The following is a 24,953-nucleotide window of genomic DNA, read 5'->3' on the forward strand; positions in this document are numbered from 1 at the left end:
GCGCACCGTCTCGCGGGCACGGGCCATGCTGCCTGCGCTGCTACCCGCCGTGCTGACCTTCGGCGCGGCGGCGCTCGCGCTCGTGCTGCCGCATACGGCGCACGCACAGGCCGCCCAGCCCATGGGCCTGCCCGCCTTCAACACGAGCCCGGGCCCCGGCGGCGGCACCACGTATTCGCTGAGCGTGCAGACGATGCTGCTGCTCACGATGCTGTCGTTCCTGCCGGCGATGGTGCTGATGATGACGAGCTTCACGCGCATCATCATCGTGCTCTCGCTCTTGCGCCAGGCGCTCGGCACGACCACGACGCCGCCCAACCAGGTGCTCGTGGGCCTCGCGCTCTTTCTCACGCTGTTCGTCATGTCGCCCGTGATCGACAAGGCGTACAACGACGGCTACAAGCCCTTCTCGGCCGGCACGCTGCCCATGGACGAGGCGGTCTCGCGCGGCGTCGCGCCGTTCAAGACCTTCATGCTGCGGCAGACGCGCGAGTCGGACCTCGCGCTTTTCGCGCGCATCTCGCACGCGGCGCCCATGCAGGGCCCCGAAGACGTGCCGCTCACGCTGCTCGTGCCGGCCTTCGTCACGAGCGAGCTGAAAACGGGCTTCCAGATCGGCTTCACGATCTTCATCCCGTTTCTCATCATCGACCTCGTGGTGGCGAGCGTGCTGATGTCGATGGGTATGATGATGGTCTCGCCCACGACGATCTCGCTGCCGTTCAAGCTCATGCTGTTCGTGCTCGTGGACGGCTGGCAGCTCATGATCGGCTCGCTCGCGCAGAGCTTTACCTGAGTGTTACCTGAGGAGACCCGCTCATGACGCCCGAAATGGTCATGACCCTCGCCCACGAGGCCATGTACGTCGCGATGCTGCTGGCCGCGCCGCTCCTGCTCGTGTCGCTCGTGATCGGCCTGATGGTGAGCCTCTTCCAGGCCGCCACGCAGATCAACGAAACCACGCTCACGTTCATTCCCAAGCTCATCGCCATCGCGTTGACGCTCGTGATCGCCGGGCCGTGGATGCTCACAACGCTCGTGGACTATATGCACCGCATATTCGCGAACATCCCTACGCTCGCGGGCTAGCGCGCGGCGCCCCCAACCCGGTTTTCCGCACGGCTCGCGCACGATGTTTACGGTCACCTACGCCCAGCTGAACGCCTGGCTCACCGCATTCCTGTGGCCGTTCACGCGCATCCTCGCGCTGATCGCGGCCGCGCCGGTGCTGGGCAACCAGTCGCTGCAGGCGCGCGTGAAGATCGGCCTCGCCGCGTTCACGGCGCTCATCGTCGCGCCCACGCTCGGGCCCATGCCGCAGGTCACGGTGTTTTCGGCCGACGGCGTGTGGATCCTCGCGAACCAGTTCCTGATCGGCGTGGCGCTCGGCTTCATCATGCAGATCGTCTTCGGCATCGTGATGACGGCGGGCGACCTCATGGGCCTCGGCATGGGGCTCGGCTTCGCGAACTTCTTCGATCCGCAGGCGGACACCAACGCCTCGGCGGTCTCCAGCCTGCTCAACACCCTCGCCATGCTCACGTTCCTCGTGCTCGACGGCCATCTGCAGATGATCGCCGCGCTCGTGGACTCGTTCCAGTCGGTGCCGATCGGCGCGAACGTGCTGGGGGCGGCGGGCTGGCGCCAGATCGCGGAATGGGGATCGATGCTGTTCGCCACGGGCACCCTGCTCGCGCTGCCCGTGATCGTCGCGCTCCTGATCTCCAATCTGTGCCTCGGCATCCTGAACCGCGCCGCGCCGCAGATCGGCATTTTCCAGGTGGGTTTCGCGCTGACGACGCTCGTGGGGATGCTGCTCGTGCTGATGATGGTGCCGAACCTGATCCCGTTTTTCGCGCGGCTTTTCGATGCCGGCATCGACCAGATGGGGCGTGTGGCGACGGCCTTGGGTTCGGCGAGGTAGCGGGCGATAGCGGCCGGCAGCGGCCGGGGCCGGAGCCGGTGCCGAAGCACCAGCGCCGGCCGGGGCGGCTCAGGGGTTGATGTAGTTGAAGAGCGAAAGACTCTGGGTTGCCGCGAAGGTCTTCTGCGAGGCCGTCAGCGCGTTCTCCACTTCCGTGTACTGGGTGATCGCCGAGGTCATGTCGGTGCTCGTGAGGTTCGAGAGGTTGGTCGAGACCTGCAGCGAATTCGTCGAGGTCACGGTCTGCAGCGCCTCGACTTCCTGCTCGCGGCCGCCCACCGAGGCCTGGATCGTGGTGACGTTCGACAGCGAATTGCTGAGCGCGGTCATGCCGGTCGTGAGCGCGTTGTCGAGGTTGGCGCTTGCCGAGGTGTTGTTCTGCGACGGCGTGTTGAGCGCGGCAATGACGTTGTCGAGCGTGGCGAACACGTCGCTGTAGGCGGACGAAGTGCCCGGCTGCACCGAGAACGAATCGCCGACGGCCGGCGTGCCCGAGATCGTCACGTTCATGCCGCTGCCGAGCGGGATCGCCGAACCGGCCGTATAGTCCGTGGGGCCCACGCTGGTGCCGGCCGTGCTGTCGGTCACCGTGTAGGCGAGCGCGCCGGTCGTCGGGTCGGTGCTGAACGCGATCGAGTAGTTGTCGTTGTTGGTGGACGCCGAAGCGTTGGTCACCGTGACCGCGCTGATCGTGCCGGTGCCCGAGTTGCTCGCATCGCCCGCGGGCACGGCCGCCGAACCGACCGAGGGCACGCTCATGAACACCGAGCTGCCCGGGTCGGCGACGGCGATCTGGCTCGAGCCGGACACCTGGATCATGCGCTGGCCCGCGTCGCCGTTGTAGGTCACGCCGACACCGCTGGCGTTGTTCGTAAACACCGACGACGTGCTCTGGAAGCCCGAGAAGATGGCGTTGCCCGAGCCGTCCGTGGTGTTGGCATACGACATCAGCTCGCTGCGGTAGCCCTCCAGTTGCTGGGCGAGCGCCGAGAGGTCCGCGTTGTTCATCGTGCCGCTCATGGCCGACTGCATGGCCGAATTGGCGCTCTGCAGCGTGGTCGTGATGCTCGTGAGCGCCGAGCCTTCCGTTTGCAGCGACGAGAGCGCCGTGCTCTGGTTCGCCGTGTACTGCGAAAGGGTGGCGCTCGTGGCCGAGAGCTGCACGGCCTGGGCCGCGCCCACGGGGTCTTCCGCCGGGCTCGTGATCGCCTGGCCCGACGACACCTCTTGCTCGATCTGCAGCAGCTGGGCCTGCTGGTTCTCCATGTTCATGAGACTGGAGGTGTAGAGCTCGGAAGTCGCGATACGCATGGGTCAACGCCTCAATAAAAAATGCCGGTCAAGCGCCTGCGAAAATGCCGATCAGGGTCTGGAACATCGTCGCCGCGGTCTGGATCACCTGGGCGTTGGCCTGATAGAGCTGCTGGTACTGCTCCAGGTTGGCCGCCTCTTCGTCCATGTTCACGCCTTCCACCGACTGCTGCTGCGACGTGAGCTGCGTGACGAGCGACTGCTGCGAGGTGCTGGATGCATCCAGCTGGGTCGCCGTGTTGCCGACCGAGTTCACGTAGCTGGCGTACGCGCTCGTGAGCGTGGTCGTGCCCGTGAACGCCGTGCTCGACGCGAGGTTCGCGATCGCCAGCGCGTTGCTGCCGTCCTGGGTGCCGCCCGTGTTCGCCGAGATCGTGAAGGTGTCGTTGGTCGCGGGCGTGCCCGTCATCGTGAAGCTCACGTTGTTCAGGCCGTCCGCTGCCGGGCCCGTGATCGTGATCGTCGCGCCCGTGCTGGGGTCGTAGCTCACGCCGGTGGCGGGCGGCGTGCCGGAGCCGATCGTCACCGTCGTGGGCGTGCTGGAGCCGGGAGTCGTGACGCTCACGGTCGTACCGGTCGGGAAGCCCGAGAGCGTGCCGCTCGTCGCCGGGGCCGTGGGCGCCGTGTACGTGAGCGTGACGGGGCTGCTCGGCACCGTGAAGCCGGCCGTGGTCGAGTACTGCGTGATCGTGCCCGAGCCCGTGTTCGTGCTGCTCGCCGCGACCAGCACCGGCGAGGAGGTGGCGATCGCGCTCGCGTCCGTGGTCGCGACGCCGAAGCTGTCGAGCGCATTGGCCGTCGGCTGGATCGAGTACGAGTCGCCGCTGTTCATCGTGCCGGTCGACGTGATGCTCATGTTGCCCGCGACGAACGGGTTGGCCGTGCTGGGCTGGGTCGTGGTCGAGCCGACGACGGCGTTGGTCGTCGTGTCGGTGAGCGTCCAGGTGCCGGTGCCGCTCGCGGTCGAGTACGAAAGCGCGTAGTTGTCGGTGGGCGGCTGCGTCGGATCGGTCAGCGTCACCGCCACGGAGGCGTTGCCCGTGTTGTTCGTGTTGCCGGTGACGAGCGCCGGGCTCACCGAGAAGAGCGCCCCGCCCGCCGCGCCGCTGGCCGTGTAGCCCGCTTCGTTCTGCGCGTTGACCTGGGCCGCGAAGCTCGTGGCGATCGCGCCGAGCTGCGCCTGGGCCGGGTCGAGCGTCTGCGTGACGAACGACACGAGGCCGCCCACCGTGCCGCCTTGCAGCGCGGCCGACGAAAGCGGCTGCGGCGTCGTGCTCGAGCCCGTGAGGCCGCTCCAGGCCACGGTGAGTTCGGACGAGTTGGTGCTCGACGGCTGCGTGGTGAGGCTGTAGCTCTGGGCGCCCGTCACGAGCGGCTGGCCGTTGCCGAGAAAGACGCTGTAGCTGCCGTTGTTGCTCTGCACGACCTGCACGCCCACCAGCTGCGAGAGGCTCGCCACGGCCTGGTCGCGCTCGTCGAGCAACTGGTTCGGCTGCTGGCCCGCCGTGGTCGCCGAAGCGATCTGCGTATTGAGCTGCGCGATCTGCTGCGAATAGGTGTTGACCTGCGACACCGCGTTCGAAAGCTGCGTATTCACGCTCTGACGCATGGCGTCGTATTGCTGGCCCGTCTCGTTGATCTCGGCGGCGAGCGTCTGCGCGTCGGAAAGCGCGGTCTGGAGCGTCGACGTGTCCGAGGGCGAGTTCGCGGCCGTCTGCATGCCCGTGAAGAACGCGGTGATCGACGAGGCGATGCCGGAGGTCGGGCTGCCCACGAGATTCGAGAGCTGCGTCGCGAGAGTGTAGGAGGCCGTGAGCGAGCTGTTGGTGGACTGGGCGTTGTTGAGCGACGTGGTCAGGTACTGGCTGTACGCGCGCGTGATCGTCGCGGTGGTCACGCCATTGCCGATATAGCCCGAGCCCGAGTTCTGGCCGGTGGCCTCGGTGTAATCCGCCGATTCGACGTCGTAGCCCGCGGTGCTCGAGTTGCTGATGTTCTCGCCCGCAGTCGCGATACCGATCTGGGCCGCCTGCAAACCGCTCAAGCCGATCGAGAAGATATTCGTGGTCATCCGTCGTGATCCTCGTGAACGTCCATCCGCCGGGGCGCCCAGCCGGAGGCGGCCGCGTTGGGTGGACTCCCTCTTATAACGGCAGCGCGCGACGAAAATTGAGTGCCGGCGCGCGCGGAAAGCCGCGCGGGAAACGTTTGCCGCAACCGCGCCGGCGCCGGGCGCGCCGGCATGGCGCGGCGGTTTCGCTCAGGCCCGCGCGAGCGAGCGGCGTTTCATTTCGAGCTGGGTGATATAGCGCTGCAGGCTGTTTTCGGTCGAACCCGGCAGCGCCTCGAAGCGCATGCCGAGGTGATAGCGGCGCTCGCCGTTGGGCAGGTCGATGAAGCGCAGCACGACGAGCGCGAGATCGACGCGCAGCTTGCCGTACGCGCGCAGGTCGAGCTCGATGTCGGGCAGGTAGGCGCCCATGTTGATCGTGCCGGCGCGTTCGTCGCTCGTGCGCAGCCCCACGCCGCCGAGCGACACGTCATGCACCTCGAACGCGAAGCGCTCGCCGTCGGGCAGCGTGCCGCGGCACATGCAGGGCTCGAGCACGGGCGTGTCGACGCGGAAGTACTCGCGGCGCTGCACGTAGAAAAGCACCTCGGGGAACGACGCCTCGAACGCGGGCCGCCCTTCGAACTCGGTACGGCGCGGCGTGGGCGTGTTGAACTCCACGCGCACGCCTTCCGGCGACGCATGGAACTGGCATTGCGGCGTGTCGAGCACCCCGCTGTTCTGGTCCGCGACCCCGCCCCAGTCGAACACGAAGGTGAGCGTGCGCGTGTTGACGTCGAGAATGCGCGTGACGAGCTGGCCGCCTCGGTACTGCAGGGTGAGGAAATCGCCGCGGTTGGCGAGATTGCGCAACTGCACGCCCACTTCGAGCGGATTGCGGCGACCGAAATCGGGGATCTCGTCTTCGTCCCCAGCCTGGTCAGTGTGATTCGAGTGAACGGTATTCATGGGCCTGCCGGAATTTCGTGGACCTGAGGCACGCGGCCGGCGCGCGCCTTCCGGGCGGCATTTGCCACCCTCTCTTTCCCCTCTCGCCAGCTTTAGCGGCAAAGCGGCGGGAAAATTTAGGGTTCAGCACAAAAATATTACAAGCCGTGACGGCAGGCCGTAACGTTTACACGCAGTTTGCCGCGGCCGCCAGGCGCCGGCTTCAGGCCATCAGCTTCATGATCGACAGCAGCTTCTTCGCGTAGTGCGGGTCCGTTGCGTAGCCGGCGCGCTGCATGCCCTGCGCGAAGCCTTCCGCGCTGTGCGCGCTGTTGATGACGGAGGCATAGCGCGGATTGCTCTTGAGCATGCCCGCGTAGTCGGCCATCGCATCGTCGTAGGAGTCGTAGGCGCGGAACTTCTCCACCACGCGATGCGGCTGGCCGTTCACGTATTCGGTCGTGACGGTCGACACCGTCTTGCCGGTCCAGTCTTTCGAGGCCTTGATGCCGAAGACGTTGTGGCTCGTCGTGCCGTCGGCCTTCTTGATCTCGCGCTTGCCCCAGCCCGATTCGAGCGCCGCCTGGCCGATGATGAAGCGCGCCGGAATGCCGGTTGCCGAGCTGGCCTGCTGCGCGGCATTGGCGAGCTTGTCCACGAAGCCGTCCACCGAGGCGTCGCCGCTCGCGCCGGCGGGCACGAGCGCGCCGTTCGGGCCATAGCCCGAGCCATTGCCGAGCGAGCCGTTGGCCGAAGCGTTGCCGTAGGCGCGCCCGAGCGCGTTGAGCATCGCGAGGTTGCCCTCGCTGCCGCCTGCCGCGCCCGCCGCTCCCGCGCCCTGGCCGGCGAGGCCCGTGAGCGCGTCGGCCGCGCCGCCGGCTCCGTCCGCGCCCTGGGCGCCGCCCATGGTCCGCATGAGCTGCTTGAGCATGGCGTTGGCCACGCCGATGCCCTTGTCGGACATCTGCTGCGAAAGCTGCTGGTCGAGCATCGAGACGAAGTTGTCGCCGTCTTTCGAGTCGAGCGGGCCGTCGTCGGGCGTCGCTTCGCGCATGCTCTTGAGCATCATTTGCGTGAACACCGCGTCGAACTGCTTCGCCGCCGCCTTCACGCCTTGCTGCGGCGACGCGTTGGCCGCCGCGCGCATCGCGTCGAAGCCCTGCACGTCCAGCGCGAAGCGGTTGGTAAGGTCGAGGCTGCTGCCGATCTTCGAGTTGTCCATCCGGGTTCCTTAGATGATTTCGAGGTCGGCGCGCAGTGCGCCCGCCGCCTTCATCGCCTGCAGGATCGACATGAGGTCCGCCGGCGTCGCGCCGAGCGCGTTGAGCGCCTTCACGACCTCCGCCAGACTGGCGCCCGCCGTCACGAGCTTGAGCGATCCGTTGTCCTGCTTCAACTGAATCTGCGACTGCCGCGCCGCCACCGTATTGCCGTTCGAGAACGCGTTCGGCTGGCTCACCACCGTCTGCGTGTTCACCACCACCGAAAGATTGCCGTGCGCCACGGCGCAGTTCTGCAGCGTCACCATCTGGTTCATGACGATCGAACCCGTGCGCGCGTTGAGGATCACCTTCGCCTCCGGCTGCGCCGGCGTCACGTTGAGGTCCTGGATCTGCGCGATGAAGCCCACCTGCGCCGCGGGGTCGGCGGGGCCGCGCACCTGGATCGTGCGGCCGTCGAGCGGCATGGCCGTGCCCTGGCCGAACATGTTGTTGATCGCCGACACGATGCGCTGCGTCGTGTCGTAGTCCATGTCGTTGACTTCCATCTGCAGGATGCCGCCCTGCTGCGCCACGGGCGAGGGCACCGCGCGCTCCACGATCGCGCCGGCCGGAATGCGGCCCGAGTCGAGCTGGTTCACCTGCACCTTGCTGCCGTTGGCCGAGGCGCCCGCGCCGCCCACCGCCACGTTGCCCTGCGCCATCGCGTACACCTGGCCGTCCGCGCCCTTGAGCGGCGTGAGCAGCAGCGTGCCGCCGCGTATGCTCTTGGCGTTCGCAAGCGAGGACACCGTTACGTCGATCTGCTCGCCGGGCCGCGCGAACGGCGGCAGCACGGCCGTCACCATGACCGAGGCGACGTTCTTCAGCTGCATGCTGGCCAGGGCCTGCGCGTTCACGGTGGCGCTGTTCGAGGTGTTGTTGATCGAGATGCCGAGGTTCGCGAGCATGTTCGAGAGCGTCTGCATCGTGAACGGCGCCTGGGTGGTCTGGTCGCCGGTGCCGTCGAGGCCCACCACGAGGCCGTAGCCGATCAGCGGGTTGTCGCGCACGCCCTGGAACTGCACGAGGTCTTTCACGCGCTCGGCGCGCGCGGGCGTGGAGAACGCGAGCAGCGCCCCGCACGCGAACGCGACGCCCAGCGCCACGCCGAGGGCCGCGAGCATGTCTTTCACGCGCGAGCGGCGCGCCTGCTGGAAGCGGATCTTCACCATGGCGCGACGTTCAGGAAAAAGCGTTGCAGCCAGCCCATGGTCTCGGCCTCGTCGATCACGCCCTTCGCGGAGTATTCGATCTTCGCGTCGGCGACGTCGGTGGAGAGCACGGAGTTGTCTCCGGCAACGGTGTTGGGGTTGACCACGCCGGAAAAGCGCACGAATTCGTTGCCCTGATTGATGAGCATCTGCTTTTCGCCGGACACGACGAGGTTGCCGTTGGGCAGCACGTTCGTCACGGTCACGGTGAGGACGCCGGTGAACGTGTTGGAGGCGGCGGCGCCGCCGGTGCCCGCGAACACGTTCGAGCCGTTCGAATTCATGTTCATCTTGCCGAACAGGCCGCTCAGGAAACCCGAGCTCGTGGTCCCGAACTGCGTGGTGGACGAACGGTTCGTGTTGGCGCCCGACGACTTGGTGGCGTTGATGTTTTCCGAAATGATGATCGTCAGGATGTCGCCGATGTTGCGCGGCCGCTGGTCCTCGAAGAGCGGCCGGCCCGCATAGCCCGGGTTGAAGATCGCGCCGGGCGAGCCGTTGGGCGGCGGCGGCGGCGGCACGGCCGTCATCGGCTGCTGCGTGATCGGCTCCCGCTTCGGGTAATACGCGCAGCCGGCGAGCGCCATGAAGGCCGCGCCGGCCAGGAGGGCCGCCGCGCGTCTGCGAAGATGGGTAGGTACCGCCATGCTCTTTACCGCCTCGATTCCATGCCCGACGTCAGACCGACATCTGGCTCAGGGTCTGCAGCATCTGGTCGGACGTGGTGACCGCCTTGCTGTTGATTTCGTACGCGCGCTGGGTCTCGATCATGTTCACGAGCTCCTGCACCACATTCACGTTCGAGGCCTCCACGTAGCCCTGGTTGAGCGTGCCCGAGCCGTTCAGGCCCGGCGTCGAGACGATCGGCGCGCCCGACGAAGCCGTTTCCGACAGCAGGTTCTCGCCGTTCGACTGCAGGCCGGCCGGGTTGATGAACATGGCGAGTTGCAGCGAGCCGATGGTCGTGTTGTTCGACGAGCCCGGCGTCGTGACGGTCACCACGCCGTCGGTGCCGATCGTGAGCGAGGTGGCGTTCGGCGGAATCGTGATGGCCGGAATCACCTGGTAACCGCTGGAGGTGACGAGCTGGCCCTGCTCGTTGGTCTGAAACGAGCCGTCGCGCGTGTAGGCCGTCGTGCCGTCCGGCATCTGCACCTGGAAGAAGCCGGCGCCGTTGATCGCGACGTCCTTCGAGTTGCCGGTCTGCTGCAGGTTGCCCTGCGTGTAGAGGCGCTCGGTCGCGACCTGCTGCACGCCGGTGCCGACCTGGCTGCCCGAGGGCAGCTCGGTTTCCTGCGTGGAGTTCGCGCCCGGCTGGCGCAGCGTCTGGTACATCAGGTCTTCGAACACGGCGCGCGAGCCCTTGAAGCCGTTGGTGCTCACGTTCGCGAGATTGTTCGAGATCACGTCCATCTGCGCCTGCTGCGCATTCATGCCGGTGGCGGCGATGTAGAGCGATCGGTTCACGGTGTCTTTCTCCCCGTTTTAGCCACATTCGTGCCGCGCGCGGCGCGGCTTTCAATGCCTGGTTGGTGCCTGGATGGATGCCTAGCTGAACTGCAGCAGCTGGTCGGCCGTCTGGTCGTTCTGGTCGGCGGTCGTCATCAGCTTCGTCTGCATCTGGAACTGGCGCGCGTTGGTGATCATCGAGACCATCGCCGCCACCGGATTGACGTTGCTGCCTTCGAGCGACTCCGGCGCGATCTGGACCGTCTGGTCCGCGTCGGCGGCGTTGCCGTCGGCCGTGCGGAAGAGGCCGTCGTCGCCGCGCGTGAGCGTGCCCGCGGGCGGATTGACGAACTTGATCTGGTCGATCACCGCGATCGCGTAGGGCGGGCTGCCCGGCGCGATGGCCGAGACGGTGCCGTCCTTGCCGATCGTCACCTCGGAACCCGGCGGAACCGCGATCGGGCCGCCGCTGCCGATCACCTGATAGTTGTTGGCGGTCACGAGCTGGCCGTTCTCGTCGACATGCAGGTCGCCCGCGCGCGTGTATGCCTCGTTGCCGTCGGGCGTCTGCACGGCCATGAAGCCCTGGCCCTGGATCGCGATGTCGAGCGGATTGCCCGTTTTCGTGATCGCGCCGGGCGTCATGTCCGAGCCGGGCGTGGCCGAGATCACGAAGGTGCGCGTCGTGTCGTCGTTCACCGTCGAGCCGTCGCCATACGACATCGGCACGTCGCGAAAGTTGGCGAGCTGCGCGCGAAAACCCGTGGTCGAAACGTTCGCCAGGTTGTTCGCCACGGTGGCCTGCTGCTCGAGCGCCTGGCCGGCGCCCGTCATCGCTGTATAGATCAGTCGGTCCATGATTCGCCCGTTTCCTCAGATGCCCGATGGATGGCCGATAACCGGCTTACATCTGCAGCAGCGTCTGGTCGACGGTCTGCTGCGTCTTGATGGTTTGCGCGTTGGCCTGATAGTTGCGCTGCGCCGTGATCAGGTCGACGAGCTGGTTCGTCAGGTCCACGTTCGACTCTTCCACCGAGCCGCCCGTGAGCGTGCCGTGGTTCGTGCTGCCCGGCGTCGACACCTGCGCGACACCCGAAGCCGCCGTTTCCTGGAACTGGTTGCCGCCCAGGTTCACGAGGCCGTTCGGGTTGTTGAAGTTGGCGACCACGATCTGGCCGAGCGCCATGGTCTGGCCGTTCGAGTAGTTGCCCGTGATGGTGCCGTCGGTGCCGATCGTGAAGTTCGAGAGCGTGCCGCTCGCGTAGCCGTTCTGCGTGAGGTTGTTCACGCCGTTCGCGCTGCCGTACTGGGTCGTGCCGTTGACGTCGATCGCGATGCTCTGGCCGGTGGCCGCGCCGTCGGTCGGGTTGATCGTCAGGTTGAAGACGCCGGAGGTGGCCGTCGCGGCGCCAGCCGCCGTCGTCGTGCCCGAGAGCGTGCCCGACGAGTTGAACGTCATCGTGCCGAGGTCCGTCGTCGTGCCGTTGTTCACCGCATAGACATTGGCCGAGCCGGTGGCCGACTGCACGTAGTACAGATTGATCGTCTGCGTGCCGCCGAGCGAGTCGTAGCCCGTGATCGAGGTGGAGTAGCTGTAGCTGCTCGAATTCGAGGGGCTGAACGGCGTGACGGTCGGTGCCGAGGCCTGCGCGTCCAGGTTCACCTCCGCCGAGACCGAGGTCGTGGCGAGCGGGGCGATGTTGGTGGTCGGCACCTGCAGCGGCACGGTCTGCGCGGTGTTGATCACGCCGGCCGAGTTCGCGGCGTAGCCCATCAGCTCGTTGCCCGCGGAGTCGGTGATGTAGCCGCTCGAATTGAGCTGGAACACGCCGTTGCGCGTGTAGGTGAGCGTGCCGTTGTTCGACATCTGGTAGAAGCCGTTGCCGTTGATCGCCACGTCGAGCGCCTGGCCCGTCGTGTCGATCGTGCCCTGCGCAAAGTCCTGCTGCACGTTCGCGAGCGCCGCGCCAAGACCGATCTGGTTGTTCACCGAAGTCGCGAGCGTGTTCGCGTAGACGTCCGCGAACTCGGCCGTGCTCTGCTTGAAGCCGACCGTGTCCGCGTTCGCGATGTTGTTGCCGATCACGTCGAGGTCGTTCGACGCCGCGGCTAGACCGCTCAAACCTTGCTGGTAGCCCATGTTTTCTGCTCCGCGTTATGTCGTGATCATTCGATGCCGGCCACGCTCGACAGCGCGACCGTACTGCCGTTGGCGAGCTGGAGAGCCGCTGCGCCGCTCGCCTGCTGGAGCACGCCGGTCACCTGGCTCGCGACCAGCGCGGTGGCCGTGGCGGACTGGCCGTTGGTCGTGGCCGCGGCGCTGACCGTGTAGGTGCCGGCCGGCAGCGCGGCGCCCGAGGAGTCGGTCGGCGTCCAGGTGACCGGCACCGTGCCCGCCGACTGCGCGCCGAGGTCGACCGTGTTGACGACCTGGCCCGACGAATTGGTGATCGTGAGCTTCACGTCCGAAACCGCCGACGGCAGCGACACGCCGAGCTGCGCCGTCGCGTCGCCCGAACCCGAGCTCGCGGCCGTGACCGCGAAGCTGCTGCCCGAGGCGAGCACGGTCGAACCGACCAGCAGCGCGGCCTGAGCGTTCTGGCTCGCGGAGAGCTGCGTCGAGAGCGACGTGAGCGAGGTGTTGAGCTGGCTGATGCCCGACACCGTGTCGATCTGCGCGAGCTGCGAGGTCATCTGCGAGCTGTCCATCGGATCGGTCGGATCCTGGTTCTGCAGCTGGGTGACGAGCAGCTGCAGGAAGGTCTGCTGCAGATCGCTCGCGCTCGTGCCGCTGACGGAACTCGACGCGCTCGTGCCGTTCATCGTGTCGAGCAGCTGCTGCGACACGGTGGCGGAGCTGCCGCCGATGGTGGTGTTGGTGGTCAACGCGTTCTCCTCGGATGCGTTTCGTCTTTCGTTGCGTGTGGTCTTGCGTAACGTTTGCCCGATCGGCCAGCCCGAATCCTGCTCAGGTGCCGATCGTCAGGGTCTTGAGCATCAGCTGCTTGGCGGTGTTCAGCGTCTCGACGTTGGCCTGGTACGAGCGCGACGCCGAAATCATGTTCACCATCTCCTGCACCGGATCGACGTTCGGCATCGTCACGTAGCCGTTGGCGTCCGCGGCCGGGTTGCTCGGGTCGTAGGTCTGCTTCATCGGCGTCGGGTCGTCGATCACGCCCGTCACCTTCACGCCGCCCACCTGCTGGCCCGAGGCCGTGCGCGCGCCGCCGAGCGGGTCGACCCCGAACACCACCTGCTTCGCCTTGTACGGCTGGCCGTCGGGGCCCGTGGTGGAATCGGCGTTGGCGAGATTGGACGCCGTCACGTTCAGGCGCTGCGACTCGGCCGTCATGGCGGAGCCGGCAACGCTGAAAATATTCATCAGGGATGGCATGGTTTCATTGACCTCACTGCGATGCGAACTCGTGTCCTGCGCTGTCGTTGTGCGTTGCCGCTGTGCTGGATGCTTAGCTCGAACCCGACGTGATCGCCGAGATCATCGTCTTGATCTGCCCCGAAAGCACCGTCATGCCCGTTTCGAAGTGCAGCGCGTTGTCGGCGAACTGCACGCGCTCGGTGTCGAGATCGACGGTGTTGCCGTCGAGCGCGGGCTGCACGGGATTGCGGTACATGAGCGGGCTCGAGTACTGCGTGGTCGGGCCGCCCGTCGGGATCAGCTTTGCGTTGCCCATCATGTGGCCGGCTTCGGTGGCCGCCATCGTCATGCCGCTCGTCACGCCCGCCGGCTGCGCCATCGCGAGCGGCGCGGCGCCGCCGCTTTCCGGGGCCGCCATGCCGGCCGGGGCCGTCGCGCCCGCCTGCCTGAGGGCGCCCGCGAGCGACGCGGAAAAATCGACGTCGCGCGCGAGATATCCCGGCGTGTCGGCGTTCGCGATGTTCGCCGACAAGAGCGCCTGACGGGTGGCGCGCACATCGAGCGCTTCGCGGCCGAAGGCGAATTCGGCGTCGAGTTTGTCCAGCATCGGGCGTCCTCCGTTGCACGAAATGAAAGGCGGTCAGCGCGCACACGGCATGCGCAGACCTTTTCGCATGGAGAGGAATGTTAGGTGCGGCTGGCAAGAACCAATCGGACGAATAGCCGGTAAAGCGCCCCTCTATTCAACGCAAGCGCGCGGGGAGCGCCGCCTAGAATGCGATGCGTGTCAATGCATGAGATGGAGAACGACGATGCCGCAGACTGCCCCTTTCCGAGCGCCTCGCGCCGGCATGGACCGGCGCTCGCGCGGCCGTGCGTTTGCCCGTCTTGCACGGCTTCTCGCGCTGTGTTGCGGCCTTGCGGGCGCGGCGCTCGCGCACGCCCAGGCCGCGGACGGGCAGATCTATATTGCGGGCCCCGGTGATCGCGGCGGCGCCGATGCGGCCCGCATGAGCGCGATGCTCGCGGCGCCCGGCAGCGGCGCGGCGGCGACGAACACCGGCGGCAATCCAGCTGCACACCCGACCGCCTACCCGGCGTACCCGCAAACGAGCCCCGCGGCCCTCGCGCGCCCAGCGACGCCATCGGGCGCGAGCGACGAAGCGCAGAACGGCATGATCACGATTCCCGGTCCGGGCGAACGAGCCGGCGCGGGGGCAAGTGCCGCGGACGCGCCGCAGGTCGTCACGATTCCCGCGCCCGGCACCGCCCTGCCCACCTCGGCCCCGGCCGCCGGCGCACGCTACGGCGCGAACGCGCTGCCCCGTGTGAACGTGGGCGCGGCGGCAACGCGCGTGGCGCCGGTTGTCGTCGAAGCGTCCGGCACGAGCGCACCCGCCGCGAGCCATGCCGCCTACGAAGCCGCCAACGCGCGCGCCGCCGCCGTGCAGCGCTACGCCGCCGCAGTCGCGGGCGCCAACGCTGGCACAAACGCCGCCGCGTCCAGCCCGCGCGCCGCACCGCTTCCCCAGAGCGTCGCCTCGGCGCCCGCCCAGCCGGTCCCGGCGGGACAGGAGGACGGCGAGACGATCCGCAAGACCGCGCTCGCCTTCCTCCAGCAGCAGTCGGTCGGTCTGCCCGGCAAGGTCGCAGTGACCGTCTCGCCCGTCTTCCCGCGCGGCCTCGCCGCGTGCGACTCGCTCGAACCGTTCATGCCGCCCGGCGCGCGCAGTTGGGGCCAAACGACCGTGGGCATACGCTGCGTCGGCGCGAAGCCGTGGACGCTCTACGTCTCCGCGCGGGTTACCGTGGACGTCACTTATTACGTGTCCGGGCGCCAGATCGAGCCCGGCGAGACGCTCTCCGTCGCCGATCTCGTGCCGCGCGAGGCCGACCTCGCGAGCCTGCCGCGCACCGTCGTCACCGATCCGTCGCAGGCCGCCGGCGCCCTCGCGCTGCTGCGCATCTCGGCGGGCCTGCCGCTGCGCACCGACATGCTGCGCAGCGCCTCCTCGGTGATGATCGGCCAGACGGTCAAGGTCATCGCCGTCGGCACCAATTTCACCATCTCGTCCGAAGGCAGCGTGCTCAACAACGCCGCGCCCGGCCAGCTGGTCCGCGTGCGCACGCCCCAGGGCCAGATCATTACGGGCGTCGTGAAGGACGCCAACACCGTGCAGATACAGATATGAGCGCCAGCACACGTAACAGCATGTAACGGCAGGAGTTTCGCGCTAAAGTTCGGGCCGCGGTTTGCCGATATCACGATCAAATCGATCAGGAAGGCCCATCGTGAAAATCGACTCCACCACCAGCAATGGCACGCTCCCGCTGCAAGACGGCGCGGCGCGCACGCAGCAAAGCGACGCCGCCGGCACGACGAACACCAGCGCCAGCGGCACATCGGGCGCACCGGCGCAGGCTTCGTCAAGCAGCGCCGGCGAGGATGCGAACGTGAGCCTGTCCGGCCTGTCGTCGTCGCTGCGTTCGCTCGCCGCGAGCGGCTCCGCCGACATCGACACGGCTCAGGTCGAGTCGATCAAGAGCGCGATCCGCAACGGCACGCTGCAGATCGACACCGGCAAGATCGCGGACGGCGTGCTGCAAACCGCGCGCGACCTGCTCACGCCGGCCTCGGGAAATTAAGACCCGTACCCTTACCGTTTTTTTCAGCGCAAGATGAAAGACGCCCTGTTAGCCACGTTGATCGACGAACACGCCACGGTGGAGGCCTTCGCCTCGCTGCTCGCTGTCGAGCAGAAGGCGCTCACGACCTTGGGCGGCATAGGCTCGCTGCCGCAGATCGTCGAGCAGAAAACGACGCTCACGCAGCGCCTCGCGGGTCTGGAGAAGGTGCGCGACGCGGAACTCGCGGGCCTCGGCCTGCCGGCCGGCCCCAAGGGACTCGAACTGGCGAGCAAGAGCGACGAACGCATAGCGGGCCAGTGGGCGCTACTCAAGGGCTCGACCGAGCGCGCGCGCCGCAGCAACCTCACGATCGGCATGATGATCCGCACGCGCATGGAACATAACCGCCGCGCGCTGGCGATCCTGCGCGGCGACACGGGCAATTCCACGCCGCTGCTGTATGGCCCGGACGGGCGCTTGCCGGCGTTTGGACTCTGACGGCGGGTTACGCTGAACCAAAAAAGCCGAAGCGTTTTGCGCTTCGGCTTTTTTGTTGCTGCGCGGCTCGGGGCCCGAAACGAGCACCCCCTCCCGGTTCCCCGTCTAGTTCTCCGTCCCCGCCCACGCCATTTCGCGCAGCCGCGTGCGCAACCGCGCCACGGCCTGGCTGTGCAGCTGGCACACGCGCGACTCGCTCACTTCCATCACCGCGCCAATCTCGCGCAGATTCATGCCGCGCTCGTAGTAGAGCGACATCAGCAGCTTTTCGCGCTCGGGCAGCCGGTCAATCGCCTCGATCAGCGCGCCGCGCAGGCTGTCGTCCAGCAGCGCCGAGAGCGGATCCGAATGATCGACGCAGTAGCGGTCGAGGAACGGCTCGTCCTCGGCGGAGCGATCGAAGTCCTCGTAGTAGATGAGCTGGCTGCCGTGCAGGTCCTGCAGCATCGACTGGTATTCGTCGAGCGGCATGCTCAGGTGATCGGCGACTTCGGTTTCGCTCGCCGCGCGCCCGAGGCGCTGCTCGACCTGATGGACCGCCGACTCCACCTCGCGCGACGTGCGCCTGAGGCTGCGCGGCAACCAGTCGTTGCTGCGCAGCTCGTCGAGCATCGCGCCGCGAATGCGCTGGCTCGCATAGGTCTCGAACTGGGCGCCCTGATCTTCCTTGTAGCGGTTGGCGGCGTCGAGGAGGCCGATCATGCCGGCCTGGATCAGATCGTCGAGGTCAACGCTCGCGGGCATCTTGGCGACGAGCTGCAGCCCGAGCCGCCGCACGAGCGGCGCGTACTTCGCGAGCACGTCGGCCTGCGAGATTTTTCCTTGAGCGTTGTACATCGTGCTCTCCTGCATCATGTCCTCTGCAACGTTCCCCGGCGCCGCTCACGCGGGCTGCGTCGAAGGCCGCTGGGCGGGCGGATCGGCCCGCCAGCCCGCATGGGCCGGCTCGGGCCCGGATGGAACGCCGGTAACGGTTGAAACGAATGCGTCCGCGGCGGCGGCCGCCGCGGCACCCGGAAGGCGCGAGGCGCCCGGCAAGCGCGACGACACCGCCGGCCGCATGGGCCAGTGCGGCAAGGCATCGGCGAGATGGCGAAAGTCGCGGGCAGCCGCCGTCGACGGAAAGGCGTCGACGATGGAGCGCGAAAGCTGCACCGCGCGCGCCATATGCGGGTCGGCGGCCACGCAGCCCGCGCTTTCCAGCGCGACGCTCAGGTAGCGGCTCGCCACGCCCGCCAGGTTGTCGAGGGCGGACTGCGCTTCGTCCACGCTCGCCACCTGGTTGGCCAGCACGCGGAACTGCCCGATCGCGTGCGCGAAATGCAGCCGCTTCACGCAGGCGTAGGTGTCGGTGATCGACTGCGCGCAAACGCGCATCACGATCAGCACGTCGTGCGCGTGCAAGGCGAGCGGTGACAGGGCGCCTTCGGCGTCGAGCTGGGCATCGATCAGCACGACGTCGGCGGGCCCCGACAGCACATTCTGGAGTTGCGCGCCGGTGTAGCCCGCGCGGTTGTCGCGCGAGGCGGCCAGCACGCCGAAGCCGAACGGATGCCGCCCCACGGCGTCGGCCAGCGTCATCTCGCCGCTCATCACGGCCGCGAAATTGCCCGCGCCGCGCACGCCGCCGAGCATCGTGCACACCGAGCGCGGCCCGAGGCACTCGTCGATCACGAGCACGTCCTTGCCCTGCTCCGTGAGCGCGGCGGCGAGATTGACCACCGTGGTGGTGCGCCCCGGCTCTCCCGGGCCGCCCGTGACGGCGACCACGCGCGAACCGACGCGCGCCAGCAGCCGCCGCAGCCCTTCGGCCTGATCGATCACGAACTTATCCAAACTGAACCTCGTGGGCCTGCGAACCCGTGCGCAGCGAGAGCGCGGAAAGCAGCGCGGGGATGTCGTCCTCATGCGGCACGAACGGCGAGTGCTCGCGCGGCACGCAGAACGCGCTGCGAATCAGGAAGCGGCGCGTGGCCACGTACAGGTTCTCGGGCACCTTCTGGCCCGTCGAGACGTAGTGCACCGGCAGCTTGTAGCGCAGCACCGTGTCGAGCGCGCTGCCCAGATTGGTCGCCTCGTCGAGCTTGGTGAGAATGCAGCCCGTGAGCGGCGCCTTGTCGGGCGAGCTCTGGTAGGCCTGCACGACTTCGTTGAGCGTGTCGCCGTGGCTCGTCGCCGAAAGCAGCAGGAGGCGCTGCACGGGACGGCCCGCGCCGCACAGCATGGCGATCTGGTCGGCCACGGCGCGGTCGCGCTGGCTCATGCCGATGGTGTCGATCAGCACGATGTGCTTGTTCTTCAGTTCGGTGAGCGCGAGCTGCAGGTCCGCGCCGTCGCGCACCGCGTGCACCGAAACGCCGAGGATCTTGCCGAAGATGCGCAGCTGCTCGTGGCCGCCGATCCGGTAGCTGTCGGTGGTGAGGAGCGCCACGCGGCTCGCGCCGAAGCGCATCACGCAGCGCGCCGCGAGCTTGGCCGTAGTGGTGGTCTTGCCCACGCCCGTCGGCCCCATCAGCGCGAACACGCCGCCGCGCTCCATCAGCGCGTCTTCGTTTTCCAGCACCGGCAGATTCGATTCGAGCACCGACTGGATCCACTCCATGCCGGCCTCTTCCGTTTCGACGGCGGGCAGGCGGTCGATCATCATCTTCACGAGCTGGGCGGAGAAGCCGGCCGCGAAGAGCTGCTTCGTGAGCAAGCCCTGAAGCGGGCTGCGGCGCTGGCGCTCGCCCCACAGGAGGCCCGCGAACTGCTCTTCCATCATGCCGCGCATCGAAGCGAGCTCGTGCATCACGGTCTCGTTGACCACCTGCTCGATGCGCGAGCGGATCGCTTCGTTCACGCCTTGCGCGGCGCCGGCGGCCGCTCCGGCGGGCGCCGGGCCCACGGCCTCGGGACCGTGGCCAAGACGCGCGGCGGCGCGGCGTGCCGCGACTTCGGCGGCTTCGCGCGCCCACTCGGGCGTGCTGGTGTCCACGCCGGGCGGCCGCACCGGGTCGGCGGGCATGCCGAGGCCTTTCGCCATCGCGTCGGCCGGCGAGATGCCGGCGGCGCGCACGCCTTCCTGCTGGTTCGCAATGCGGCGGGCGTGGTCGATCAGCCAGGGATTCGATTCGGCCATCGTGCGCGGCCCGCGCGCCGCGACGGGCGAATCGGGAAGAATCGCATGCGCGGCGGCCTGCTCCAGCATCGAAGCGGCGTCGCGCGCGGCGAGCGGCCGTTGCGCGGCGCGGGCGGCGCCCGCAGCGATCGACGCAGGCGCCTGGCCGGCGGCGTTCGCCGCAACGTTTGCGCGGCTGCCCGGCAACGTTTCGCCCAGTGCGCCCGGCATCCCCGTGGAGCCGGTCTGCGCGGGCGTGCCGTACACGTCGGGCTTCTGCACGCCCTTCAGCGCGACCGAGACGTCGGCGTCGTCGGCGTCATCGTCGCTGTCGTCGCCACTGTTGTAGCCGGCATAGCCCGACAGGCCGGCCGAGGCGGCTGCGGCGCCCGGCGTCGCTCCCACCTCGGGGCTCGCGCCGAAGACCGACGAGAACACGTCCGGCACGCCGCCGGCGTAAGGATTCGCGGCGCCCTGGCTGGCCGCCGGGCGCCCGAACTTCGAGGCGGCGGCCGGTTGCGCGGCGACGGCGGCTGCCGCGGCATCGGCGGGTGCGATCGCCGCGAGATCGCTGTCCGCGAGCGCGACGATTTCGACGGTGCCGTCGTCGAGCGTGCGGTTCGACAGCACCACGGCGTCGGCACCCAGCGCTTCGCGCACGAGGCGCAACGCGTCGCGGCTGGTACCGCCGATGAATTTGCGAATGTTCAAGCTGGGCCCCCGGTAGAGGTGAGCGGCACGCTTGCCGCCTTCGTTTGCTGCTGGTCTCGTGCGTTGACGATCCTTGCGGGCCGCGCACGCCAACTTCGACGCCGCGCGCAGGACCTTTTCCGATGATGGAATTATTTCCGGGGCGGCCTTGTGACGATCGATGGATCAAGCCGGAGAAATGCGGGTAATTCGTGGGATGGGTAACAGACGGGGGGAAGGGCTGGACGGGGCGCGTCAACCGGCGGGCAAGCTTGAAAGATTGACCGGCATCCTGTCGCCGCGATTTTACAAGACCAATTAAATGACCTATTATTAGACCTTTATTCAGTTATGAATTGAGCAGGGTTGATGGCGCGCAAGCCGGCTCCCCGCGAGGATCAGCACAATGGAAAACATTCTTGCCCGAGCATCCATCGGCATCAGCGAACTGAAGACCAACCCTACGGCGGCGATCGAAAAGGCGCGTGGTCCTGTCGCGGTGCTCAATCGAAACAAGCCCGTCGCGTACCTGATTCCGGCCGCCGCCTGGGAAGCGATCTGCGAGCGCCTGGAAGACCTCGAACTGGCGAAGATCGTCAAGGAACGCGCCGGCGAAAAAGCCGTGAGCGTCAAGCTTGAGGACCTATGAACTGAAATTCCTGGAGTCTGCGTTGAAGGAGTGGCAGCGTCTCGACGCCACCGTTCGCATGCAGTTCAAAAAGAAGCTCGCCGAGCGGCTCGAACATCCGCATGTCGCATCGGCCCGGCTACATGGCATGCCCGACTGCTACAAGATCAAGCTCGCGGCGTTAGGCTATCGCCTCGTGTATCGCGTGATCGACGGCGAATTCGTCGTGGCCGTGATCGCGGTCGGCAAGCGCGAGGCGAGCCGGGTCTATCACGCCGCTTCGCAGCGGCTGCAATAAACACCAAGGCCCGCCGAAGCGGGCCCCTCGTCTCCCCGATCGCGCGCTACGGCGCCCTTCCTCAGCCGCCGCCCACCACGTTCACCACCTTCACGTTGCGCGTATCCGGCACTTCGGCATACGAGAGCACCTTCAACTGCGGCAGGCTGCGCCGCAAAAAGCGCGAGAGCATGGGACGCAGCGCGTGCTGCACGAGCAGCACCGGCGCGAGCCCCAAGGTCTGCTGGCGCGCCATGGCGTTCTCGGTCTGCGTGAGCAGCGTGTGCGCAAGCCCCGGCTCCAGCCCCGGGTTCGGCCCCGAGGTGAGCGTTTGCGAAAGCACGCGCTCGAGATTCGCGTCGAGCCCCATCACCTGCATGTCGCCGCTGCCCGGGAACCACTGCTGCGTGATCGCGCGGCCCAGCGCGATGCGCACCGCCGCCGTGAGTTCGTGCGCATCCGTGACGCGCGGCGTGTGCTCGGCAAGCGACTCCATGATCGTGCGCATGTCGCGAATCGGCACGCCCTCTTCCAGCAGGTTCTGCAGCACTTTTTGCAGTGTCGTGACCGGCAGCACCTTCGGCACCAGGTCGTCGACGAGCGAGGGCGTGTCCTTCTGCACGCGCTCCATGAGCGCCTGCACTTCGCGGCGGCCGAGCAGCTCCGAGGCGTGCGTCACCACGAGGTGGTTCAGGTGCGTGGCGACCACCGTGCTCGAATCGACGACCGTGTAGCCGAACACCTGCGCCTGCTCGCGCAGGTTCGTGTCGATCCAGATGGCGGGCAGGCCGAACGCGGGATCCGAAGTCGGCGTGCCGGGCAGCGCCGCGCTCACCTGGCCCGGATTGATCGCGAGCCACTGGCCCGGGTAGGCCTCGCCCGAGCCCACTTCCACGCCCTTGAGCGTGATGCGATAGGCGTTCGGCCGCAGTTCGAGGTTGTCGCGAATATGGATGACGGGCGGCAGGAAGCCGATTTCCTGCGCGAACTTCTTGCGGATGCTCTTGATGCGCTTGAGCAGCTCGCCGTCGGTGTTCCTGTCGACGAGCGGAATCAGGCGGTAGCCCACTTCGAGGCCCAGCGTGTCGATGAGCGCGACGTCGTCCCAGCTCGCCTCGGTGTTCTCGGCGGGCGCGAGCGCGGTGGGCACGGCGTCGACCAGCACGGCGCTCGCCTTCTTCGCCTCGGCGTTCTTCTTCAGCATGCGGCCAAGCTGGATCGAGCCGCCGCCCAGCAGCAGAAACGCGAAGTGCGGCATGCCGGGAATCAGGCCCATCATCCCGATGATCGAGCCGGTGATCATCAGCACGCGCGGGTTCGTGAAGAGCTGGTTGGTCAGCTGGCTGCCGATGTCCTCGTTGGTCGCCACGCGCGAGACGATCACGCCGGCCGCCGTCGAGATCACGAGCGACGGAATCTGCGCGACGAGGCCGTCGCCGATGGTGAGCAGCGTGTAGGTCTTGCCGGCCGAGGCGAAGTCCATGCCGTGCTGCACGACGCCGACGATCAGCCCGCCCACGATGTTGACCACCATGATGATCAGGCCCGCGATGGCGTCGCCGCGCACGAACTTGCTCGCGCCGTCCATCGAACCGTAGAACTCGGCCTCCTGCGCGATCTCGCTGCGGCGCTTGCGCGCCGACTCTTCGTTGATGAGGCCGGCGTTCAGGTCGGCGTCGATGGCCATCTGCTTGCCCGGCATCGCGTCGAGGGTGAAGCGCGCCGCCACTTCGGCGATCCGGCCCGCGCCCTTCGTGATCACCATGAAGTTGATGACCATCAGGATCACGAACACGACGATACCCACGGCGAAGTTGCCGCCCACGAGGAAGTGGCCGAACGACTCGATCACCTGGCCCGCGGCGCCGGGGCCGGTGTGGCCTTCGAGCAGCACGATCCGCGTGGACGCCACGTTCAGCGAAAGCCGCAGCAGCGTGGAGAAGAGCAGCACGCTCGGGAACGCCGCGAAGTCGAGCGGTTTCATCGTGTACATGCTGACGAGCAGCACGACCACGGAAAGCGCGATGTTGAACGTGAACAGCAGATCCAGCAGGAACGGCGGCAACGGCAGGATCATCATGCCGAGGATCATGCAGATCAGGATCGGCCCCGCGAGCGCGCGCAGATTCGTGCCTTGCAGCACGTCCGGGCGCCGCGCGAGAAAACCGGTGCGGGCGTTCATTCAGAAGCTCCTTCGTTGCCGCGGCGCGCCGCATTGGGCGAGCTGCGTGCGGTGTCACTGCCCGCGGCGTCGGCGGCCGTGCCGGCCGGACCCGCGGTTCGTTCGTCTGCCGCATTGGCCGCCGCATTGGCCGCTGCATTGGCCGCCGCGTTGGCCGGATTGACCTTGTTGGCCGCCTCGGCCGCCGCGGCTTCGGCGCCGAGGGCGTCTTCCGCCTCCTCGGCGGCGTCCTCGTCGCTCATCACGCCCTTGTCGAGGTCGGGCGGCACGTCGAGATCGGTCGGCGCCATCGGCACGTCGCCGCCCTGCTCGCGAAAACGCTTGAGCTGGTACACCCAGGCGAGCACCTGTGCGACCGCGCCATAGAGCGGCCCCGGGATCTCGCGGTTCAGGTCGACGTTGTGGTACAGCGCACGGGCGAGCGGCGGCGCTTCGAGCAAGGGCACGCCGTGCTCGGCGGCGATCTCGCGAATGCGCGCCGCCACGAGGTTCACGCCCTTCGCGATGACCTTGGGCGCGCCCATCTGGCCGTCGGCGTACTGGAGCGCGACCGCGAAGTGCGTCGGGTTGGTCACGACCACGTCGGCCTTCGGCACCTGGCTCATCATCCGGCGGCGCGCCATTGCGCGCTGCTGCTGACGGATGCGCCCCTTCACCTTGGGATCGCCCTCGTTCTCGCGATGCTCGCGCTTGACCTCTTCCTTGGTCATGCGCAGCTTGTGGTGGTACTGCCAGAGCTGATACGGCACGTCGAGCGCCGCGACCAGGAACATGCCCGCCACCGTCGTGCCGCAGCAGACGGCGACGAGATGAAACGCATCCGCGAAAGCCCGCGAAAGCGGCTGCATGGCAAGGCCCAACACCTCCTCGCGATGGGTCCAGACGGCCAGTCCGCCGACGCCGCCCACCACGACCGCCTTCGCGAACGACATGCCGAGCTGGATCGGCCCGTTCACCGAAAAGATCCGGCCAAGACCCGTCACGGGGTTCAGGCGGTTGAAGTTCGGTTCGAGCGACTTCGTGGAGAAAAGCCAGCCGCCCAGCGCCATGGGGGCAAGCAGCGCGGCCATGCCGGTGAATGCCAGCACGGGCGCGACCGCGTAAAGCCCCTCGCGCGCGGCGACGCCGGCGCCGCTCAGCATGCGGTTGGTGTCGAAGACGGCCGCATGGTTGAAGGTGAAAGCCTGCCGCAGCATGGTCAGCAGATGGCCGCCGATCATGTCCGAGAGCATCCACGCGCCGTAGAAGCCGGCGGAGAGCAGCGCGAAGGTGGAAAGCTCCCGCGAACGCGCAACCTGCCCCTCCTCCCGCGCCTTCTGCAGGCGCTTGGGAGTGGCGGATTCGGTTTTTTCGAGGTCGCTGTCCTCAGCCACGGATGCTCCGGTCGGTGGTGTGCGGCGCAGACGCTGCGCCGCACAC

At 67.7% G+C, this 24,953-nt stretch carries 24 protein-coding genes and 1 pseudogene; 8 read left to right on the forward strand and 17 right to left on the reverse strand.

The window, feature by feature from the left end; translation table 11 throughout:
* Positions 1–25 precede the first annotated feature (25 nt).
* The 3 genes from fliP to fliR are packed head-to-tail and all read left to right on the forward strand — an operon-like array spanning position 26 to position 1,924.
* Positions 26–796, forward strand: a complete 771-nt coding sequence (fliP, locus tag BAC01S_RS00430) for a flagellar type III secretion system pore protein FliP (RefSeq protein ID WP_281175869.1) — start codon at positions 26–28, stop codon at positions 794–796.
* A 23-nt stretch (positions 797–819) separates the two neighbouring features.
* Positions 820–1,089 (forward strand): flagellar biosynthesis protein FliQ, encoded by a 270-nt coding sequence (gene fliQ / locus BAC01S_RS00435; protein ID WP_027792993.1) that lies wholly within the window; start codon positions 820–822, stop codon positions 1,087–1,089.
* A gap of 43 nt (positions 1,090–1,132) precedes the next feature.
* Positions 1,133–1,924 carry a flagellar biosynthetic protein FliR gene (fliR, locus tag BAC01S_RS00440; protein WP_027792994.1) on the forward strand — a complete coding sequence of 264 codons (792 nt, stop codon included), beginning with the start codon at positions 1,133–1,135 and terminating at the stop codon, positions 1,922–1,924.
* Positions 1,925–1,993: 69 nt separating this feature from the next.
* On the opposite strand, the gene flgL is transcribed toward fliR, so the two are convergent.
* From flgL to BAC01S_RS00500, 12 genes are all read right to left on the reverse strand, one after another.
* Positions 1,994–3,235: a flagellar hook-associated protein FlgL gene (flgL, locus tag BAC01S_RS00445; RefSeq protein ID WP_027792995.1), complete on the reverse strand. Its 1,242-nt coding sequence runs from the start codon at positions 3,233–3,235 to the stop codon at positions 1,994–1,996.
* A gap of 28 nt (positions 3,236–3,263) precedes the next feature.
* Entirely contained in the window at positions 3,264–5,306 is a 2,043-nt protein-coding gene (gene flgK, locus BAC01S_RS00450; RefSeq protein ID WP_027792996.1) for a flagellar hook-associated protein FlgK, read from the reverse strand.
* A gap of 189 nt (positions 5,307–5,495) precedes the next feature.
* Positions 5,496–6,254: a flagellar brake protein gene (locus tag BAC01S_RS00455; protein ID WP_027792997.1), complete on the reverse strand. Its 759-nt coding sequence runs from the start codon at positions 6,252–6,254 to the stop codon at positions 5,496–5,498.
* Between the two features lie 202 nt (positions 6,255–6,456).
* Entirely contained in the window at positions 6,457–7,455 is a 999-nt protein-coding gene (gene flgJ / locus BAC01S_RS00460; protein WP_027792998.1) for a flagellar assembly peptidoglycan hydrolase FlgJ, read from the reverse strand.
* A 9-nt stretch (positions 7,456–7,464) separates the two neighbouring features.
* On the reverse strand, positions 7,465–8,619 hold the full coding sequence (locus BAC01S_RS00465) for a flagellar basal body P-ring protein FlgI (protein WP_062859415.1): 1,155 nt from the start codon (positions 8,617–8,619) through the stop codon (positions 7,465–7,467).
* A 41-nt stretch (positions 8,620–8,660) separates the two neighbouring features.
* Positions 8,661–9,353 (reverse strand): flagellar basal body L-ring protein FlgH, encoded by a 693-nt coding sequence (locus tag BAC01S_RS00470; RefSeq protein WP_027793000.1) that lies wholly within the window; start codon positions 9,351–9,353, stop codon positions 8,661–8,663.
* A gap of 31 nt (positions 9,354–9,384) precedes the next feature.
* Positions 9,385–10,173: a flagellar basal-body rod protein FlgG gene (gene flgG, locus BAC01S_RS00475; protein ID WP_027793001.1), complete on the reverse strand. Its 789-nt coding sequence runs from the start codon at positions 10,171–10,173 to the stop codon at positions 9,385–9,387.
* Positions 10,174–10,254: 81 nt separating this feature from the next.
* Positions 10,255–11,013, reverse strand: a complete 759-nt coding sequence (flgF, locus tag BAC01S_RS00480; RefSeq protein ID WP_027793002.1) for a flagellar basal-body rod protein FlgF — start codon at positions 11,011–11,013, stop codon at positions 10,255–10,257.
* 46 nt (positions 11,014–11,059) lie between these two features.
* Positions 11,060–12,295, reverse strand: a complete 1,236-nt coding sequence (flgE, locus tag BAC01S_RS00485) for a flagellar hook protein FlgE (RefSeq protein WP_027793003.1) — start codon at positions 12,293–12,295, stop codon at positions 11,060–11,062.
* Positions 12,296–12,321: 26 nt separating this feature from the next.
* Positions 12,322–13,041: a flagellar hook assembly protein FlgD gene (locus BAC01S_RS00490; protein ID WP_027793004.1), complete on the reverse strand. Its 720-nt coding sequence runs from the start codon at positions 13,039–13,041 to the stop codon at positions 12,322–12,324.
* 82 nt (positions 13,042–13,123) lie between these two features.
* Positions 13,124–13,549 (reverse strand): flagellar basal body rod protein FlgC, encoded by a 426-nt coding sequence (gene flgC, locus BAC01S_RS00495; protein ID WP_027793005.1) that lies wholly within the window; start codon positions 13,547–13,549, stop codon positions 13,124–13,126.
* 73 nt (positions 13,550–13,622) lie between these two features.
* Positions 13,623–14,138 (reverse strand): flagellar basal body protein, encoded by a 516-nt coding sequence (locus BAC01S_RS00500; protein ID WP_027793006.1) that lies wholly within the window; start codon positions 14,136–14,138, stop codon positions 13,623–13,625.
* 205 nt (positions 14,139–14,343) lie between these two features.
* Between BAC01S_RS00500 and flgA the strand changes: the two genes are divergently transcribed.
* From flgA to BAC01S_RS00515, 3 genes are all read left to right on the forward strand, one after another.
* The gene (gene flgA / locus BAC01S_RS00505; protein WP_245616450.1) at positions 14,344–15,723 is read left to right on the forward strand and encodes a flagellar basal body P-ring formation chaperone FlgA; all 1,380 of its coding nucleotides are present in this window, start codon (positions 14,344–14,346) and stop codon (positions 15,721–15,723) included.
* Between the two features lie 100 nt (positions 15,724–15,823).
* Positions 15,824–16,177 carry a flagellar biosynthesis anti-sigma factor FlgM gene (flgM, locus tag BAC01S_RS00510; protein ID WP_027793008.1) on the forward strand — a complete coding sequence of 118 codons (354 nt, stop codon included), beginning with the start codon at positions 15,824–15,826 and terminating at the stop codon, positions 16,175–16,177.
* 33 nt (positions 16,178–16,210) lie between these two features.
* On the forward strand, positions 16,211–16,657 hold the full coding sequence (locus BAC01S_RS00515) for a flagella synthesis protein FlgN (protein WP_027793009.1): 447 nt from the start codon (positions 16,211–16,213) through the stop codon (positions 16,655–16,657).
* A 105-nt stretch (positions 16,658–16,762) separates the two neighbouring features.
* On the opposite strand, the gene BAC01S_RS00520 is transcribed toward BAC01S_RS00515, so the two are convergent.
* The 3 genes from BAC01S_RS00520 to flhF are packed head-to-tail and all read right to left on the reverse strand — an operon-like array spanning position 16,763 to position 20,468.
* Complete coding sequence (locus BAC01S_RS00520; RefSeq protein WP_027793010.1) at positions 16,763–17,494, reverse strand: RNA polymerase sigma factor FliA; 732 nt, start codon at positions 17,492–17,494, stop codon at positions 16,763–16,765.
* Between the two features lie 45 nt (positions 17,495–17,539).
* Positions 17,540–18,493, reverse strand: coding sequence for a MinD/ParA family ATP-binding protein (locus BAC01S_RS00525; protein ID WP_027793011.1), 954 nt, complete (start codon positions 18,491–18,493; stop codon positions 17,540–17,542).
* Positions 18,486–20,468: a flagellar biosynthesis protein FlhF gene (flhF, locus tag BAC01S_RS00530; RefSeq protein WP_027793012.1), complete on the reverse strand. Its 1,983-nt coding sequence runs from the start codon at positions 20,466–20,468 to the stop codon at positions 18,486–18,488. The genes BAC01S_RS00525 and flhF overlap by 8 nt, the downstream gene beginning before the upstream one ends.
* 385 nt (positions 20,469–20,853) lie before the next feature.
* On the opposite strand from flhF, the gene BAC01S_RS00535 reads away from it, so the two are divergent.
* The gene (locus BAC01S_RS00535; protein ID WP_027793013.1) at positions 20,854–21,096 is read left to right on the forward strand and encodes a type II toxin-antitoxin system Phd/YefM family antitoxin; all 243 of its coding nucleotides are present in this window, start codon (positions 20,854–20,856) and stop codon (positions 21,094–21,096) included.
* Positions 21,083–21,373 carry a type II toxin-antitoxin system RelE family toxin gene (locus BAC01S_RS00540; protein ID WP_027793014.1) on the forward strand — a complete coding sequence of 97 codons (291 nt, stop codon included), beginning with the start codon at positions 21,083–21,085 and terminating at the stop codon, positions 21,371–21,373. Before BAC01S_RS00535 ends, BAC01S_RS00540 begins: the two co-directional genes overlap by 14 nt.
* Before the next feature lie 61 nt (positions 21,374–21,434).
* Here the strand turns inward: BAC01S_RS00540 and flhA are convergent, their stop codons facing one another.
* The gene (gene flhA, locus BAC01S_RS00545) at positions 21,435–23,534 is read right to left on the reverse strand and encodes a flagellar biosynthesis protein FlhA (protein ID WP_027793015.1); all 2,100 of its coding nucleotides are present in this window, start codon (positions 23,532–23,534) and stop codon (positions 21,435–21,437) included.
* A 173-nt stretch (positions 23,535–23,707) separates the two neighbouring features.
* Positions 23,708–24,907: pseudogene (flhB, locus tag BAC01S_RS29850) on the reverse strand (flagellar biosynthesis protein FlhB); the annotation flags it as partial.
* Between the last annotated feature and the right edge of the window lie 46 nt (positions 24,908–24,953).

The sequence above is a fragment of the Paraburkholderia acidipaludis NBRC 101816 genome (assembly GCF_000684975.1).
Lineage (GTDB): Bacteria > Pseudomonadota > Gammaproteobacteria > Burkholderiales > Burkholderiaceae > Paraburkholderia > Paraburkholderia acidipaludis.

What these genes read in the sequence shown, in the direction of transcription:
- fliP (WP_281175869.1), top strand. Translation starts at nt 26, where the DNA reads ATGCTGCCTGCGCTGCTACCCGCCGTGCTGACCTTCGGCGCGGCGGCG.
- fliQ (WP_027792993.1), top strand. Translation starts at nt 820, where the DNA reads ATGACGCCCGAAATGGTCATGACCCTCGCCCACGAGGCCATGTACGTC.
- fliR (WP_027792994.1), top strand. Translation starts at nt 1,133, where the DNA reads ATGTTTACGGTCACCTACGCCCAGCTGAACGCCTGGCTCACCGCATTC.
- flgL (WP_027792995.1), bottom strand. Translation starts at nt 3,235, where the DNA reads ATGCGTATCGCGACTTCCGAGCTCTACACCTCCAGTCTCATGAACATG.
- flgK (WP_027792996.1), bottom strand. Translation starts at nt 5,306, where the DNA reads ATGACCACGAATATCTTCTCGATCGGCTTGAGCGGTTTGCAGGCGGCC.
- BAC01S_RS00455 (WP_027792997.1), bottom strand. Translation starts at nt 6,254, where the DNA reads ATGAATACCGTTCACTCGAATCACACTGACCAGGCTGGGGACGAAGAC.
- flgJ (WP_027792998.1), bottom strand. Translation starts at nt 7,455, where the DNA reads ATGGACAACTCGAAGATCGGCAGCAGCCTCGACCTTACCAACCGCTTC.
- BAC01S_RS00465 (WP_062859415.1), bottom strand. Translation starts at nt 8,619, where the DNA reads ATGCTCGCGGCCCTCGGCGTGGCGCTGGGCGTCGCGTTCGCGTGCGGG.
- BAC01S_RS00470 (WP_027793000.1), bottom strand. Translation starts at nt 9,353, where the DNA reads ATGGCGGTACCTACCCATCTTCGCAGACGCGCGGCGGCCCTCCTGGCC.
- flgF (WP_027793002.1), bottom strand. Translation starts at nt 11,013, where the DNA reads ATGGACCGACTGATCTATACAGCGATGACGGGCGCCGGCCAGGCGCTC.
- flgE (WP_027793003.1), bottom strand. Translation starts at nt 12,295, where the DNA reads ATGGGCTACCAGCAAGGTTTGAGCGGTCTAGCCGCGGCGTCGAACGAC.
- flgC (WP_027793005.1), bottom strand. Translation starts at nt 13,549, where the DNA reads ATGCCATCCCTGATGAATATTTTCAGCGTTGCCGGCTCCGCCATGACG.
- BAC01S_RS00500 (WP_027793006.1), bottom strand. Translation starts at nt 14,138, where the DNA reads ATGCTGGACAAACTCGACGCCGAATTCGCCTTCGGCCGCGAAGCGCTC.
- flgA (WP_245616450.1), top strand. Translation starts at nt 14,344, where the DNA reads ATGCCGCAGACTGCCCCTTTCCGAGCGCCTCGCGCCGGCATGGACCGG.
- BAC01S_RS00515 (WP_027793009.1), top strand. Translation starts at nt 16,211, where the DNA reads ATGAAAGACGCCCTGTTAGCCACGTTGATCGACGAACACGCCACGGTG.
- BAC01S_RS00520 (WP_027793010.1), bottom strand. Translation starts at nt 17,494, where the DNA reads ATGTACAACGCTCAAGGAAAAATCTCGCAGGCCGACGTGCTCGCGAAG.
- BAC01S_RS00535 (WP_027793013.1), top strand. Translation starts at nt 20,854, where the DNA reads ATGGAAAACATTCTTGCCCGAGCATCCATCGGCATCAGCGAACTGAAG.
- flhA (WP_027793015.1), bottom strand. Translation starts at nt 23,534, where the DNA reads ATGAACGCCCGCACCGGTTTTCTCGCGCGGCGCCCGGACGTGCTGCAA.